Here is a 14,208-nt window from a genome sequence, read left to right as displayed (position 1 = left end):
GCTGTGCACATGAAGTTGAAAGCGAATTCATCTTCGTTTTCCTAGATGTTGGGTGATGGCTTGAGTAGGGGCAGTGACCTGAGCCCCGGCTAATGCCCGGTCGTCGCTTGGACGAACCGGATGGGAATGCGGCCATGGGCGCCGAAATCAAGTTCAGCCTGCATGCCGGGTGCCACGCTGTGCACACCGGTCATTGCGCCGGTACTGACCCAATCGCCTCGTTTCAGCGACCTGCCGCGCGTGGCTAACTGCTGTACGAGAAAGGACAGGGCGGCCAAGGGACCGCCGGGGACCTGTCCGGCACTGCCAGACGCGATTGCCGCCTGATCGATGCTGACCGTACAGGTCAGACTGTCCAGCGATTGAGCGAGGCCGTTGGGTATGGTGTCGCCGATCACAACTGCAAGGTTGTTGCCATGGTCGGATATGACGGCCGTGGGCCCAAGGTCGACGATGGTGGCGAGCGGACTGCCGGCGATCTCGGCGGCAATGTGTGTGCTGGCCACATGGGCAGCCAACTCAGCCATCACAGGAGGTTCGCGTTGGGCAGGGATATCGCTGCCGATCAGCAGGGCGATCTCGGCCTCGACGGCGCCGAAGCCGCCTGAAATCAGGGGGGCCTCGACCATGACGCCGGCGGGTGCGTGGGCTAGGTTCACGATGGGACCGACGAGGCGGTCGGCACCGAGGATTGCAGCCATGCGAGGAGCAATGCTTCCGACCTTCCAGCCGACAGGCTCAACGGGGTAGCCTGCCAGCATGCGCTCCTGCACCCTATAGGCGTCAGCCAGCGTTGCGGGCTGAGCACCTGGAAATGCCTTGAGGTAGCGACTGTTTCGGCGCGCAAGCAGAAATCTATCGGCTATGGCCTGTGCGTCGTCCATCGTTCGCCCCTTATTCAAACGATGTCAGCGGTTTTGCCATATTGGTTTGCGGCGTTCGAGAAATGCGCCGACACCTTCGGCAAAATCAGTGCTGCCATAGGTTCGCTCAATGATATCGGCGTCCTCAAGGTCGCCGCCGGCAATGCGCACCAGGGAGGCCTTGGTGGCGCGCTGCGTTAGCGGGGCGGCGCCGGCAATGGTCTCAATCTTTTCGGTGAGCACGGTATCGAAGCTTTCGGGTTCGACGATCCAGGTCGGGAAGGCACTGCCCGAAATCTCCGTCGCCTTGACCAGTTCGGCGGCGAACAGCATGCGGCGCAGCAGCGCCGGACCCACCAGCGTTTGCAAGCGCGCCAGATTGCGAGACGACAGGCAATTGCCGACCGTGCGGGCAATCGGCGCGCCGATGCGGGCGGTGGCCGACATAACTTGCAGGTCGCAAGCGACGGCGAGCATCAACCCGCCACCGGTGGCCACGCCCTTTACTGCAGCGAGGGTGGGGAATGGCATAGTCTCGAGCGTGTTGACCACCTGCTCCACCTTGGCCTCATAGGCGAGGCCATCGCGGCCCGAAGTGAAGGCGGTGAACTCGGAAATCTCTGTGCCCGCCGCGAAGGCCTTGTCGTCGCCTTCGAGCACCAGCAGGCGCACTGCGCCATCGTCACGCAATTCACCCAACGTAGTGACCAGCGCCTCATACATGGCGAGGGTCATGGCGTTGCGGGCTTCAGGGCGGTCGATGCGGATCCGCGCGACCGGCCCGTCTACCGTCAGCACAATGGCAGAGGCGCTCATTGGACTGTCGCCGGTTCGATGCCCAGCTCGCGCAGGATTTCGTCCGTATGTTCGCCTAGAAGCGGCGGCGGACGGCGCACCTTTTGCGGCGTGCCGGAGAGGCGCACCGGGAAGCCGATGGAATTGACCTCGCCCTCGATTGGATGATCGATCTTCATCACCACATCGCGCTCGCGAGCATGTTCGTTCTCCAGCGCCTCGGCATAGTCATTGATCGGCCCGGCCGGGATGCCCACTGCCAGCAGCTTGTCGACGCATTCTTCGCGCGTCCACTGGGTAAAGCTCTGTTCGAGTTCGCCGATCAGCGCCTCTCGATTGGCCATACGCAGGGCATTGGTGGCATAGTTCGGGTGGCTCAACAGATCGGGGCGGTCGATGACTTCGCAGAGGCGTTCATAGAGCCGGTCATTATTGGCGCCGAAGACGAAATAACCGTCGCTGGCCTGCACAGCCTGATAGGGCGCCGCCATGCGGTTGGCCGTTCCGATGCGCTCGGGCACGTTGCCGGTGCCCCAATATTCGCAGATGTCCCAGACGGCGAAGGCGATGCCGGCGTCATAGAGTGAGGCATCGATATGCTGGCCCTGTCCGGTCTTCTGCCGTCCAATATAGGCAGTAAGGATGGCGTAGAGCGCGAACAGCGAGCAGCCGATATCGGTGACCGGAACGCCGGACTTGGCCGGTGGGCCACCGGGGTGGCCGGTAATGCTCATGACGCCGGTCGCGGCCTGGGCAATCAGGTCGAATCCGGGCCGGTCAGCCCAGGGGCCGGTCTGGCCGAAGCCCGAAATGCTTGCATAGATGATGCCGGGATTGATCTTGCTGATCGTGTCGTAGTCGATCCCCAGCTTCTTCATGGTGCCGGGGCGGTAGTTTTCGACGATGACATCGGCTGTCTTGGCCAAAGCATAGAATATCTCACGGCCTTCATCGCTTTTGAGATCGATGGCGATGGAGCGTTTGTTGCGGTTCATGTTGAGGAAGCCGAGGCTGTCATCGCCCTTGAGCTTGAAGCCCATGGCTCGGCGCGTCTGATCGCCGCCCTTGGGGGGTTCGACCTTGATGACGTCGGCGCCCATATCGCCCAGCATCATGCAGCAAAAGGGACCAGCCATGACCTGGCTCACGTCAAGCACGCGCATTCCCACCAGGGCGCCCGCGCCGAATTGAGCCTGTTGATTTGTCATCTGATCCTCCAAAATTCCGCAAGCGCCCCGGAGGCTGCCACGGCTTCAATGCACATATTGCGACAGCCATACTTGCCTGCGTCGCCGGTTTGCCTATACCATGTGGTCTGACCTCTGATGTCAATGGTCTGGGTATGAATATGCGCTGCGACGTTTTCCGCTTTCCTCTGTCGGATCCAGGTGATGTGTCAGAATTGGAGCAAGCGCTCCTTGCAGGTGACCTGGCGGCCCACGACATCGTCGCCGTGATCGGCAAGACGCATGGCAACGGCCTCGTCAACGACCATACGCGTGGCTATCTGACGCTCTCACTGGCCCTGTTGATCGCAAGGCATACGGGCGAGACGCCGGAAGCCGTGCGGCAGCGCGTGCCCTTTGTGTTTTCGGGCGGCGTCGAGGGCGTGCTTTCAGCGCATTATACCGTTTTCGCCGCGCGCGAAGCAGAGACTAGTTCCGGCGGACCGGCCCTGGCGATCGGCGTGGCCTTTACGCCGGACTACGATCCGGGCGAGATCGGTCGCCAGATCCAGATCGATACGACAGCTATTGCCGTGCAGCGGGCCATGGCATCGGCCGGCATCGCTTCGGCGAAAGACGTGCATTTCGTGCAGGTGAAGGGGCCGGCTTTCGGGACGGAAGATATTCTCGCGGCTAAGCACCCGCTGGTGTCGGACAATGCCGGTCGGCTGATGGCACTGGGTCGCTCGGCATCGGCCTTTGGCATTGGCAAGGCGCTGGGAGAAATTTCGACGGATGCGGCAGTGGAAGCTGCAGTGCTCAAGGATTTTTGGCTTTTCACCTCGGTCGGCAGTTGCTCGGCCGGCACAGAAGTGCGCTGCAACGAGGTGATCGTGGTCGGCATGAGCGAGCACTGGTCAGGTCCGCTGACCATTGCCCACGGCACTATGGCGGACGCCCTCGATATCAAGGGCATTCACGCCGTGCTCAACCAGCTCGACATGACGGCGGACCCGCAGCTTGATGCCGAACAGACGCAGCGATTGCGCGCCGGTTTCATCAAATGCGAGGCATCGCGCAGCGGCAAGATTCGCGGCCGGGTGCATACCATGCTGACCGACGGCGATATCGATCAGCAGCGCCACATTCGCGGTGCGGTCGGCGCTATTGCCGCCAGCGTGCTGGGCGATACGGCGCTGTTCGTTTCGGGTGGTGCCGAACATCAGGGACCAGATGGCGGTGGCATGCTGGCTCTGATCGTCGAACGCGCGAGCCATTGAGGTGAGCCGCAGGTTTCGTATTGGCGTGGCGGGCGGCGGCGTCGTGGGCAGTCTCGTGGCCGCTGGCTTTGCCGACCGTGACGATGTCGAGGTGATCTGCTGCGAGCGCAGTCCGCAAGGGGCGCAGCTCGATGCCGGCACCGGGCTCAATATCGGACCCAACGCCGTCAAGGCGTTACGGCTGTTTTTGCCCGACGTTGCCAGCCATCTCAGCTCGGGGGGCCTGCCCTGGAGCGACTGGACGATTGCCCTGACGGATGGCACGCCGCTGGCGCAGTTCGATCTCGGCCAATTGGCGGACAATCCGGGTCTCCGCATCGGCTGGGCAGAACTCAATGCCAGGCTGCGGGCGTCGGCGGGCAGCACGATCCGCTATGGCACAGAAGTTGTAGCGGCGGGCCAGACCGAAGATCGGCCGTTCATGCAGATGCGGGACGACAGCGGGACGTACGAGATCGACGCTCTTGATCTGCTGATCGCCGCCGATGGCCGCTACTCGCTGGTGCGGGACAGCCTGTTGGCGCCGGACCCAATCCAGCATCCCGGCATTGCGCTGTTCCGGCTCCTGTGTCCGGCTCCGGCCGACAGCCCGATCGACGATTACGCCCAATGGTTCAACGGGCCGAACCGCCTGTTGGCATTCCGCATTCCGGGAAACCTCGTCTACTGCGCTGGCTCGTTTCCGCTGCAGGGGGACACCTCGATCCCGGAATCGATGAAGCTCACGGACGCCATTCGGGCGCTATTCGTACCGGCTTCCGGCGCAACAGCCGAGAGCGTGCGGTTTCTGCTGGATGCCATAGGGGATGATGAGGCGCAATTGCACTGGGCGCGCCTGCAGGAACGAGAGACCCGGCTGGTCGGTGCCTCCCGCGCGGTGCTTGCCGGGGATGCGGCGCATCCCATGCTGCCCACGCTGGGGCAAGGTGCGACGCAGTCGATCGAGGATGCCTGCGTGCTGGTGGACGAAATCCGCCATGCGCTCGCCGATGGCGTCGAACTGAACGTGGTGCCCGAACGCTTTGCAGCGCGACGACAGAAGCGCATCGATTTCGTGACTGGCTTTTCGCGCGACGCAACCGACACCATGCTGGCTGGCGCGGACCCGGTCGCGGGGACGGCAAGGAAGCTCGAGCCGGCGTTTCTCGAAAAATTGCAGCAGCTTTATCGTGACGCGCCGAGACCGAGATGACCGACAATACACCCATCTGGGACCTGACGGCGCTACAACTGGCAGCCCGTTTTCGCACGGGACAAATGCGGCCAAGCGAGGCCGTAGCAGCCATAGAAAAGCGGATCGAGGCGATCAATCCTGCGATCAATGCGATCATCGCGCAGGATTCCGAAGCTCTGTTGCAGGCCGCTCGTGGGGCGGACGCACGCTGGCAGGTGGGTAAGCCGCTCTCGCCGCTCGATGGCGTGCCGATCACCATCAAGGACAACATTCACGTTGCAGGCCTGCCGGCGCGCTGGGGCAGCCGCGCGCATGAGCACGACCGGCCTGATACCGACGAGCCAGCTGTGCGCCGCCTGCGGGACGCCGGGTTGCTTGTGCTGGGCAAGACCAATGTCCCCGAATTTACGCTCCAGGGCTATACCGACAATGCCCTTTTTGGACCGACGTTCAACCCGCTGGCACCCGACCGGACGCCGGGTGGCTCGACAGGCGGCGGCGCGGCAGCCGTCGCGGCAGGGTTTGGTCCGATAGCCATCGGCACTGACGGAGGTGGTTCGATCCGTCGCCCGGCCGCCCATTGCGGCTTGTGGGGCTTCAAGCCGTCGATCGGCACAATTGCACGGGCGGGCGGCTTTCCCGCAATCCTGAATGACTTCGAGGTGATCGGTCCGGTGACGCGCGATGCCGCGGACCTCGCAGCTATCCTGGCCATCATGGCCGGGCCTGACGATGCCGACCCACGCAGCCGGGGCGCCTATCAACCAGGCGATACAATGCCGACGCAGCCGCGCATCCTGACATTCGACACAGTGGCAGGCGCGCCGGTCGATCCGCGCGTGGTCGCGGCTTTTTCTGGGTTTGTGCGCCAGTTGGAGACGCTGGCTTGGCCGGTGCAAGTTAGTGCAGAACCGTTCGACGCCGCTGGCGCCAACGCGGTCTGGCACACCGTGGCGCAGGCCGGGCTCGCCTGGCACGTCAGCCGACACCTCATCGCGCGGGAAACCAGCGAAAACACGCGCAAGATGGTCGAGGCCGGAATGGCAGTGTCGGGCGCCGACTACATTGACGCACTCGCTGGCGCACAGCAGGTGCGGACATTGGCACGACGTCTCTTCGAGCATGTCGACCTGCTGATCAGTCCGACGATTGCGGCGCTCGCCTGGGACGCGCGCCAGCCCTATCCCGACACCATCGACGGGCAGGATGTCGGGCCGCGCGGCCATGCCATTTTCACCGCCTGGGCCAATGTTGCCGGTCTACCCGCGCTGAATGTGCCGTTGGCCATGACCGAAGATGGCGGCGGCATCGGCGTCCAGATCATCGCGGCGCCCGGACGAGATCGCGCGCTGATCGAGTTTGCTGCATCCACCCTTTCCAACCTGGCGCATGCGCCGCTCATTCCATCGAGGATACTGCCATGACAGACGACTTCGCCGACCAGATTATCCTCGTGACCGGAGCCGGCGACGGCATTGGCCGCGCCTCCGCACGGCGCTTTGCCGAGCTGGGTGGCATTGTGGTGCTCATCGATGTCAGGGGCGTGGAAGAGGTCGAGGCCGAATTGACGGCCAAGGGTTGCACCGTCATCGGCGCGACCATGGATGTGCGCAATGGCGCGGCCTGGAACAAGCTGGTCGCTGACCTCCTGGTCCGGTTTGGCCGCATCGACGTGCTCGTCAACAATGCGGGTATCGCCATGCCCGGCGACAGCGTGATCGGCAGCACCGAGGACATGTGGGACCAGATGATGAGCATCAACGCCAAGGGCGTGTGGCTCGGCATGCAGGCCGTGTTGCCCGCCATGGTGGCGGCCAAGCGCGGCAAGATCTGCAACGTGGCCTCGACTGCCGCCCATATCGGGCTGCGCGACGCGGCCGTCTATTGCGCCTCCAAGGGAGCAGTCCTCGCCCTGACGCGGCAGGCCGGCGTGCAATACGCCGCCGACAATGTTCAGATCAACTCGGTCTCTCCCGGCACGACGATGACCGGCATCCAGCGCACGGTGACCGATGCGCAGCGCGCTGCCTTCCTGCCGCTGACGCCGATCGGTCGCTTCGCACAGTCCGAAGAAGTGGCCGAGACCATCGTGTTCCTGTGCTCGGCGGGTTCGTCCTTCGTGACCGGCGCGGACCTCAGCGTCGATGGCGGAATGGTGGCGCTATGAGCATCCTGATCACCGGAGGCGCGGGCCTCGTCGGCATGGCACTGCGCCAGCGACTGGCCCAATTGGGGCGACCGGTCGTCGCGACCGATGCCGTCAGCCACGGACGGGACGACCCCGACCTGATCATCGCGCAGCTGACGGACCAGGCAGCCGTCGAAGCCCTGTTCGCGAACCACGACATTACCGCCGTTATTCATTGCGGTGCGATTTCCGGGCCAATGCTGGCGCGTGACAATCCTGGGCTGGTGGTCGACGTCAATATCGCTGGCACGGCGCGGCTGATGGATCAGGCTCGTCGCCACGGGGTGCGTCGCTTCGTGTTCTGCTCGTCGATCAGCGTCTATGGCAGTGTCGGGCCGGGCGTCATCAATGAAGCCACGCCCCTGCGTCCGACCTCGGTCTATGCCGCCAGCAAGGTTTCCGGCGAGGCGCTGGTCGATGCTTTCCTGACCGAGCACGGTCTCGATGGCGTAAGCCTGCGCATTGCGCGGGTCTATGGGCCGCATCGCCGGGGCAATTGCGTGCTTGCCGATGTGATCCGCAATCACCTCGCAGGCAATGGGACAGTCATCCCGTGTGATCCGAACTTCATGTATCACTATGTCCATGTGGACGACGTGGTTGGCGCCATCATCACGGCGCTCGATGCAGGCAGACTGCCGGAGCGGCGCTACAATGTGGCCGGTGGCGAAGCGCTGACCATGCCTGATATCGTGGCTACGGCACAGCAGGCATTGCCGGGCGCGCGTATAGCGATGGTCGCGGGACAGGACGACGTGCCCGATATCCAGCGCGAATTCGATATTTCGGCCATCGCGCGCGATCTCGGCTGGATGCCGCAGATGCCTCTGGCGCGTGGCATCGCCCTATATGCAGAGAGCCTGGCACAGACCACGGCGGCACAATGAGCTTCGTCTTCGCGCATCCGCTCCTCGGTCCAGACTCGCCGATTGGCGCCGCCGACCAGGCGCTGATTGCCGGGCTGATGACGGAAGAAGAGAACGCCCCTCATACCCGCCGCTGGACAGCGGCGGGTATGAGGCTTGCCCTCGATCATCTTCATGGCCAGATCGCCGATATTCTTGGTGGGGGTGGGCCGACGCTCGATCCCATGCCGCCCCGGTCGATCCGCAAGGCCTATCTCGTGGGAACCTGCGCGGCGTTGGCCGCCGCGCAGGGGCTGCGCCCGTTGTTCGAGGAAATGCTTGGCGGGACACCCTGCGAGGCAATCGACAGTACGGACTTTGCCTATTACGCACGGCAGGCCGTCAATGCCGATTGCCTCGTCATCGTGCTCGCAGCAACGGAGACACCCTGGCGCAGCCTCGAGGCAACGCTGGCCGCGAGGGCGCTCGGTGCCTTCACGCTGGTCCTCACCGCGGGTGGTGACGCACAATATGATCAGTATGGTCACGCTGTCTGGCGCTTGGGTGCCCCCGCAGATCCTATTGCCGATCCGAGCCTGCTGCTGGCCATGGCCTATCGACTTGGTCTGGCGCTGGGTGAACTGAATGGCGTAGCGGCAGCCAGGCTGGCGCAACTGGGCGCGGCGCTTGCTGCCATGCCCCGGCAACTGGAGCAATGCTTGATCCCGACTGACGCCGATAGAGCTTTCGCAGCCCGACTTGAGATGGCTGGGCATATTATCGTCGTCGGCAACGGAGCGGCCCGCGCCGCAGCAGCAGCGAGTGCGGATTGGATCGGCGCGGTTTTGGGCCGGCCAGTCACACAGTGCGGACTGGAAGCTCTGGGCGAGATTCCGGCCAATCCATCCATTGCCACGCTGGTGATCGCGCCCAATGGGCTCAGCGTCAGGCGGGCGCAGCTCGTTCTCGGACGGCGGCAGGGTGATGGGGCGATGGGGCTTGTCGTGGCGGATGACAGTCCGCTGGCCACCCTTGACGCGGGAACCGTATTTCGGCTGCCCGCCATGATCGAGCGGCTCTCGGCGCTGGTCTATCTTTCGGTTGGACAGCGCATAGCCTGTGCTTTGGCAGAACGCCGGCAGCCATAGCCGCCAGCGTTCTGGTTTCTCTATTGCCTCAGTCCAGTGCGAACTTCCAGGCACCGTGCTTGTTGCGGGCCCGCGCCGTGCGCACACCGACAATTACCAGCGCCAAAACCGTCACCACGTAGGGGATTAGCTGCAGCAGTTGTGGCGCAGCACCGGTCACCTGCGGCAGGCGGACAGAGAGGGCGGTTGCGAGGCCGAACAGCAGTGCAACCAGCGCGGTGGGCAGCGGACGGCCCTTGGCAAAGAAGATGGCCGCGAGGGCGATAAGACCGCGTTCGGCTGTCATCTGGTTGGCGAACAGCGACACATAGGCCAGCGACAGATAGGCACCGCCGAAACCGCAGAGGACACCGGACAGCAGCATGGTCTGGAACTTGAGGCTCGTGACCTTGACGCCGGCCGCCGCCGCCGCCTCGGGTGCTTCGCCGACCATGCGAACCCGCAGGCCCCAGCGCGTCTTGTAAAGCGCCCAGGCGATGACCGGGATGAACAGGTAGGCGACATAAACGAGGATTGTGTGCCCGCTCAAAATCCGCCCCAGCACCGGTATATCGGCGATGAAGGGCAGGACGATGGGCGAGAAGCGCGGGATGCTGCTCGACATGAACACGCCGTCTTCGCCCAGCACGCCCTTGAGCAGCAGCGCGGTCAGCCCGTAGGCGAGGAAAGTTACCGCGATGCCGGCGATGAAGATGTCGGCCTTGAAGCGGAACGTGAAGGTGGCCATCAGCGCCGCCAGCAGCACGGAGCTGACGACGGCCGCAATGAGCGCCAGCTCGAGGCTGCCGGTGGCGAAGGCCGTAGCGATGCCGGCAAAGGCGGCGACGATCATGAAGCCATCAAGCGCGATGTTGAGCATGCCGGCCTGATAGGTGAGGAGGCCACCCATTGCTGCATAGACCAGCGGCGTCGACACGCGCACCGCCGAATAAAGGACTTCTACAATGTCCATTTCAAGTCTCCGATGTCGTGCTGGATCTCGACGGGCGCATGGTCATTTCGCCCATGGGCTTCTTGATGTGGTTCAGCCAGTCCCAGGAAATCTTGGCGGCTAGCACCAAGACCACGATGAACTGCAGAACCTGGACCAGGTGCTTGGTCAGCCCGGTCATCATCTGCAGCACGCCGCTGCCACTGTTCAGCGCGCCGAACAGGAAGGCCGAGAAGATCACGCCGATGGGGTGGAACTGGGCCAGCATGGCCACGGCAATACCATCAAAGCCATACCCGGGCGAGAAGTTGTCATAATAGGCGCCGAACTGGCCCATCACCTGTTCTGCCCCGGCAAGACCAGCGACACCGCCGCTGAGCAGGAACACATTGAGCGCACGTTTGGGCACGTCGATGCCGCCATAGAAGGCGAATTTGGGGTTGAGGCCAATGATCTTCCACTCAAAGCCGCGCACAGTGCGGGCATTGACGATGGCGAGAACCACGCAGAGGACCAGCGCCAGGATAATGCCGGTATTGACCTGTGAATAGAACGAGAAGGTCGACAGCTTGGCGCTGGCCAGCACATCGGGCAGCTTGTTGGTTGGCCCGGGCGCCTTGAGCACGTGCGTCGCGAAATAGCCGGTCAGCAATAGTGCGATGGGGTTCATCATCAGGCAGACGACCAGCTCGTTGACGCCGAACTTGACGCGGAGGAAGGCCGGGATAGCCGCCCAGGCCATGCCGCCGGCAAAGGCCGCAGCGATGCAGAGCGGCACATGCAGCAGGGCCGGCAGGTCGACGGCGAAGCCAACGATGCCAGCGCACAGAGCGCCGACCAGCATCTGGCCTTCGGCGCCGATATTGGCGAGGCCGGCACGGAAGGAGATGGCGACGGCAAGCCCGGTGAAGAGCAGCGGCGTCATCATCTGCAGCGTGACGAGCATGTTGGGAATGCCCATGAGGCTGCCCGAGATCAGCAGCCAGTAAACCTCGATGGGGTTTTCACCCAGCGCCATGACCAGCAGGGCGCCGATGATGGCGGCGATGGCCAGGGCCATCATGGGATTGACCACTGCCGACAGCAGTGATGCCAGGTAGGGACGCGTTTTTGGTGCAGACTGGGTTTCAACCGACACGGGCTGGTTCCTTGGCTGATGCGTCGATATCCACAACCGGAGTCTCAAGGCCGCCCATATAGCGGCCGACTTCTTCCTGGGTGGTGTCCGACGCCTTGAGATCGGCGACGATCTGACCGCGATAGATCACGAGTATGCGGTCGGAGATGGAGAAAATCTCGTCGAGGTCGGCTGAGATGACGAACACCGCTTTACCGGCGTCGCGCATGTCCACGAGGATGCGGTGGATCGACTCGATCGCACCGATATCGACGCCCTGCGAGGGTTGTTCGGCGATGATGAGCGAGGCATCCTCACGCGACAATTCGCGGGCGATCTGTACCTTCTGCTGATTGCCGCCAGAGAGCGAACCGGAGGCCTTGTCGAGAGTGGCGCCGCGCACATCGTAGCGCTTGATGAGTTCGTCGGCCTTGGCCCGCGCGTCACCGATCGACAGAAACGGTCCCCGCTTGAACTCGGGCAGGTGGCCGACCGTCATGTTCTCCCAGATGCCGCTCTGCAGCGAAAGACCGACGCCACCGCGGTCGGCCGGGACATAGGCAAGGCCCGAGGCGCGGTTTTCAGCGGGCGTGGCGCCCAGCGGCCTGTCGCAGATCTCGATCGTGCCCGCTGCGGGCTGGCGCAGGCCGGCAATGCATTCGACCAGTTCGTCCTGGCCGTTGCCCTGTACGCCTGCAAGGCCGACGATTTCGCCAGAGCGCACGCTGAGCGAGAGCTTGTTGACCGCGTTTTCCCCGCGTTCGCCAAGCGCCGTCAGATTGCTGATGTTGAGCATGGTGCGGCCGCCCGGCTTGGCTTCGTCCTTGGCCACGCGCAAGAGTACCGAGCGCCCCACCATCAGGCTGGCGATCTCCTGAGCGGTGACGTCCTTGTTGTCGATGGTGGCGACGATTTCGCCTTGCTTCATCACCGAGATGCGGTCTGAAACGGCGAGGACCTCACGCAGCTTGTGCGTGATGAAAATGATCGAATGGCCCGACTGGGCCAGCTGCCGCATGGTGGCGAAGAGTTCGCGCGTTTCCTGCGGCGTGAGCACGGCCGTCGGCTCGTCAAAGACCAGGACCTCGGCCTTGCGATAGAGCGTCTTGAGAATTTCGACGCGCTGACGCAAGCCCACGGACAGGGATCCGACAGTGGCACGCGGATCGAGATCGAGACCAAAGCGCTTGCTCAGCTCGCCCGTCTCGGTTTCGGCGCGGCGCATATCCAGCCGGCCCATGGCCAGCGTCGGTTCGGCGCCGAGCACAATATTTTCGGCCACGGTGAACGAGGGTGCGAGCTTGAAATGCTGGTGCACCATGCCGATGCCCTGCGCGATGGCATCGTTGGGCGTATTGAAATGAACGGGTTTGCCGCGCAGCAGCACTTCACCCTCGGTGCGCTGTAGCAGACCATAAAGCACGTTCATCAGTGTCGACTTGCCCGCGCCGTTCTCACCCACCAGCGCGTGAATTTCGCCGCGTCCGATGGTGATGTTGGCGTTGTGGATCGCGGTGAAATTACCGAAGCGCTTGACGATGTTGCGCATCTCCACGACGGGAGTCGAAGAATCGGCTGCCATTAAGAATCTCCCCAATAATAGGGCCGCAGTCTGGCGACTGCGGCCCGGTTTTCTTACTTGGCGTTGGCGACGGAGGGCGGGGTTGCCATCGGAGGCGTGCCCATTTCCTGCTGGCCCGGAGTCAGTTCGAAGTAGTTCGGCACAACGATTTCACCCGAGAGCAGCTTGCCCTTGAGGTCTTCGACTTCGGCCAGGATCTCGTCGGCGATAAGGCCTTCATTGTGCTCGTCCATTGCAGCGCCGACGCCGTCTTCGGCGAGACCGTAGTAGAGGACGTTGCCGCCGGCGAAGGTGTCGTTGGCGACAGAGGCGATCATGTCATAGGCCTGCGTATCGACGCGCTTGACCATGGAGGTCAGCACCGAGCCGGGCGCCATGTAGTTCTGGTTGCTGTCGACGCCGATGGCGAAGGTCTTGGATTCAACGGCACCGTCGATGACGCCGGCGCTGGTGGCACCAGCCACGGCGAAGTTGATGTCGGCACCCTGGTTGACGTTGGCGAGGGTGAATTCCTTGCCGCCGGCCGGGTCGGTGAACGAACCGGTATAGGTCTCGATCACGTTGACATCGGGGTTGGCCATCTTGGCGCCGTAGTAATAACCAATGAAGAAGCGGTGGATGATCGGAATATCAGCGCCACCGACAAAGCCGATAGTGCCGGTCTTGGTGGTCTTGGCGGCGATCCAGCCAACCAGGAACGAACCTTCCCAATCCTTGGTAACGGTCGACACGACGTTGTCGGCGATCGGTTCGTCACCCACGTCCACCAGACCGAACTTCTGGTCAGGGAAAGCTTCGGCAACGGCACGCATCGGTTCGATCATGTCGAAGGACGAGCCGATGATGATGTCGAAGCCCTGACCGGCGGCGCGAGCCAGAGCCGACTGGAACTCGGAAACGGCACGCGGCTGGATGACGACATATTCGGCATCGAAGTCAGCCTTGGCGCGCTCCATGCCTTCGACCATCATGTCGTTGAACGAGCGATCGCCCAGCCCGGATTCGGACGTCACCATGGCGACGCGCGGACCTGCGAGAGCAACTGAAACAGTAGAGAGGACAAGGAGAGAGGCGACGGCCAACCCGGCCTTGAAGTTGAATTTTGACATTGCTTTGTTC

13 protein-coding genes are annotated in these 14,208 nt (G+C 63.2%); 6 read left to right on the top strand and 7 right to left on the bottom strand.

All coding sequences use genetic code 11. The features are described 5' to 3' along the window. Window positions 1-89: 89 nt before the first annotated feature. The 3 genes from H0482_RS13470 to H0482_RS13460 are packed head-to-tail and all read right to left on the bottom strand — an operon-like array spanning window position 90 to window position 2,866. Window positions 90-884 (bottom strand): 2-keto-4-pentenoate hydratase, encoded by a 795-nt coding sequence (locus tag H0482_RS13470; protein WP_193730589.1) that lies wholly within the window; start codon window positions 882-884, stop codon window positions 90-92. 24 nt (window positions 885-908) lie between these two features. Further along, the gene (locus H0482_RS13465; RefSeq protein ID WP_193730588.1) at window positions 909-1,679 is read right to left on the bottom strand and encodes an enoyl-CoA hydratase; all 771 of its coding nucleotides are present in this window, start codon (window positions 1,677-1,679) and stop codon (window positions 909-911) included. Continuing rightward, entirely contained in the window at window positions 1,676-2,866 is a 1,191-nt protein-coding gene (locus tag H0482_RS13460; protein WP_193730587.1) for a CaiB/BaiF CoA transferase family protein, read from the bottom strand. Before H0482_RS13460 ends, H0482_RS13465 begins: the two co-directional genes overlap by 4 nt. 134 nt (window positions 2,867-3,000) lie before the next feature. Here H0482_RS13460 and atzD point away from each other — a divergent pair, with 134 nt between their 5' ends. Genes atzD through H0482_RS13430 form a run of 6 tightly spaced genes read left to right on the top strand, consistent with a single transcriptional unit; the run spans window position 3,001 to window position 9,459 of the window. Beyond that, the gene (gene atzD, locus H0482_RS13455; RefSeq protein WP_193730586.1) at window positions 3,001-4,104 is read left to right on the top strand and encodes a cyanuric acid amidohydrolase; all 1,104 of its coding nucleotides are present in this window, start codon (window positions 3,001-3,003) and stop codon (window positions 4,102-4,104) included. Window position 4,105: 1 nt separating this feature from the next. Further along, a complete protein-coding gene (locus tag H0482_RS16935) occupies window positions 4,106-5,296 on the top strand; it encodes an FAD-dependent oxidoreductase (protein ID WP_193730585.1) in 1,191 nt (396 codons plus the stop codon). After that, window positions 5,293-6,702, top strand: a complete 1,410-nt coding sequence (locus H0482_RS13445; protein WP_193730584.1) for an amidase — start codon at window positions 5,293-5,295, stop codon at window positions 6,700-6,702. The genes H0482_RS16935 and H0482_RS13445 overlap by 4 nt, the downstream gene beginning before the upstream one ends. Beyond that, window positions 6,699-7,445 carry an SDR family NAD(P)-dependent oxidoreductase gene (locus tag H0482_RS13440; protein WP_193730583.1) on the top strand — a complete coding sequence of 249 codons (747 nt, stop codon included), beginning with the start codon at window positions 6,699-6,701 and terminating at the stop codon, window positions 7,443-7,445. The genes H0482_RS13445 and H0482_RS13440 overlap by 4 nt, the downstream gene beginning before the upstream one ends. Further along, entirely contained in the window at window positions 7,442-8,353 is a 912-nt protein-coding gene (locus tag H0482_RS13435; protein ID WP_193730582.1) for an NAD-dependent epimerase/dehydratase family protein, read from the top strand. The genes H0482_RS13440 and H0482_RS13435 overlap by 4 nt, the downstream gene beginning before the upstream one ends. Then, on the top strand, window positions 8,350-9,459 hold the full coding sequence (locus H0482_RS13430) for a phosphoheptose isomerase family protein (protein ID WP_193730581.1): 1,110 nt from the start codon (window positions 8,350-8,352) through the stop codon (window positions 9,457-9,459). Before H0482_RS13435 ends, H0482_RS13430 begins: the two co-directional genes overlap by 4 nt. A 28-nt stretch (window positions 9,460-9,487) precedes the next feature. Here H0482_RS13430 and H0482_RS13425 read toward each other — a convergent pair whose 3' ends face one another. From H0482_RS13425 to H0482_RS13410, 4 genes are read right to left on the bottom strand one after another with little or no spacing between them, the layout of a single operon-like run. Continuing rightward, the gene (locus tag H0482_RS13425; protein WP_193730580.1) at window positions 9,488-10,411 is read right to left on the bottom strand and encodes an ABC transporter permease; all 924 of its coding nucleotides are present in this window, start codon (window positions 10,409-10,411) and stop codon (window positions 9,488-9,490) included. A 1-nt stretch (window position 10,412) separates the two neighbouring features. Continuing rightward, on the bottom strand, window positions 10,413-11,528 hold the full coding sequence (locus H0482_RS13420) for an ABC transporter permease (protein ID WP_193730579.1): 1,116 nt from the start codon (window positions 11,526-11,528) through the stop codon (window positions 10,413-10,415). Further along, on the bottom strand, window positions 11,518-13,089 hold the full coding sequence (locus H0482_RS13415; RefSeq protein WP_193730578.1) for an ABC transporter ATP-binding protein: 1,572 nt from the start codon (window positions 13,087-13,089) through the stop codon (window positions 11,518-11,520). Before H0482_RS13415 ends, H0482_RS13420 begins: the two co-directional genes overlap by 11 nt. 53 nt (window positions 13,090-13,142) lie before the next feature. Continuing rightward, window positions 13,143-14,198, bottom strand: coding sequence for a BMP family lipoprotein (locus H0482_RS13410; protein WP_193730577.1), 1,056 nt, complete (start codon window positions 14,196-14,198; stop codon window positions 13,143-13,145). Window positions 14,199-14,208 lie beyond the last annotated feature (10 nt).

The organism is Devosia faecipullorum, assembly GCF_015158295.1.
Classification (GTDB): Bacteria; Pseudomonadota; Alphaproteobacteria; order Rhizobiales; family Devosiaceae; genus Devosia; species Devosia faecipullorum.
The sequence above is the reverse complement of the archived record's forward strand: the minus strand, read 5'-3'. Positions and strand labels throughout refer to the sequence as shown.

Bases quoted from the DNA above. Each gene is read 5' to 3' on its own strand.
- H0482_RS13445 (WP_193730584.1), top strand. From the start codon at position 5,293: ATGACCGACAATACACCCATCTGGGACCTGACGGCGCTACAACTGGCA.
- H0482_RS13425 (WP_193730580.1), bottom strand. From the start codon at position 10,411: ATGGACATTGTAGAAGTCCTTTATTCGGCGGTGCGCGTGTCGACGCCG.
- H0482_RS13465 (WP_193730588.1), bottom strand. From the start codon at position 1,679: ATGAGCGCCTCTGCCATTGTGCTGACGGTAGACGGGCCGGTCGCGCGG.
- H0482_RS13460 (WP_193730587.1), bottom strand. From the start codon at position 2,866: ATGACAAATCAACAGGCTCAATTCGGCGCGGGCGCCCTGGTGGGAATG.
- H0482_RS13440 (WP_193730583.1), top strand. From the start codon at position 6,699: ATGACAGACGACTTCGCCGACCAGATTATCCTCGTGACCGGAGCCGGC.
- H0482_RS13410 (WP_193730577.1), bottom strand. From the start codon at position 14,198: ATGTCAAAATTCAACTTCAAGGCCGGGTTGGCCGTCGCCTCTCTCCTT.
- H0482_RS13415 (WP_193730578.1), bottom strand. From the start codon at position 13,089: ATGGCAGCCGATTCTTCGACTCCCGTCGTGGAGATGCGCAACATCGTC.
- atzD (WP_193730586.1), top strand. From the start codon at position 3,001: ATGAATATGCGCTGCGACGTTTTCCGCTTTCCTCTGTCGGATCCAGGT.
- H0482_RS13470 (WP_193730589.1), bottom strand. From the start codon at position 884: ATGGACGACGCACAGGCCATAGCCGATAGATTTCTGCTTGCGCGCCGA.
- H0482_RS13435 (WP_193730582.1), top strand. From the start codon at position 7,442: ATGAGCATCCTGATCACCGGAGGCGCGGGCCTCGTCGGCATGGCACTG.
- H0482_RS13430 (WP_193730581.1), top strand. From the start codon at position 8,350: ATGAGCTTCGTCTTCGCGCATCCGCTCCTCGGTCCAGACTCGCCGATT.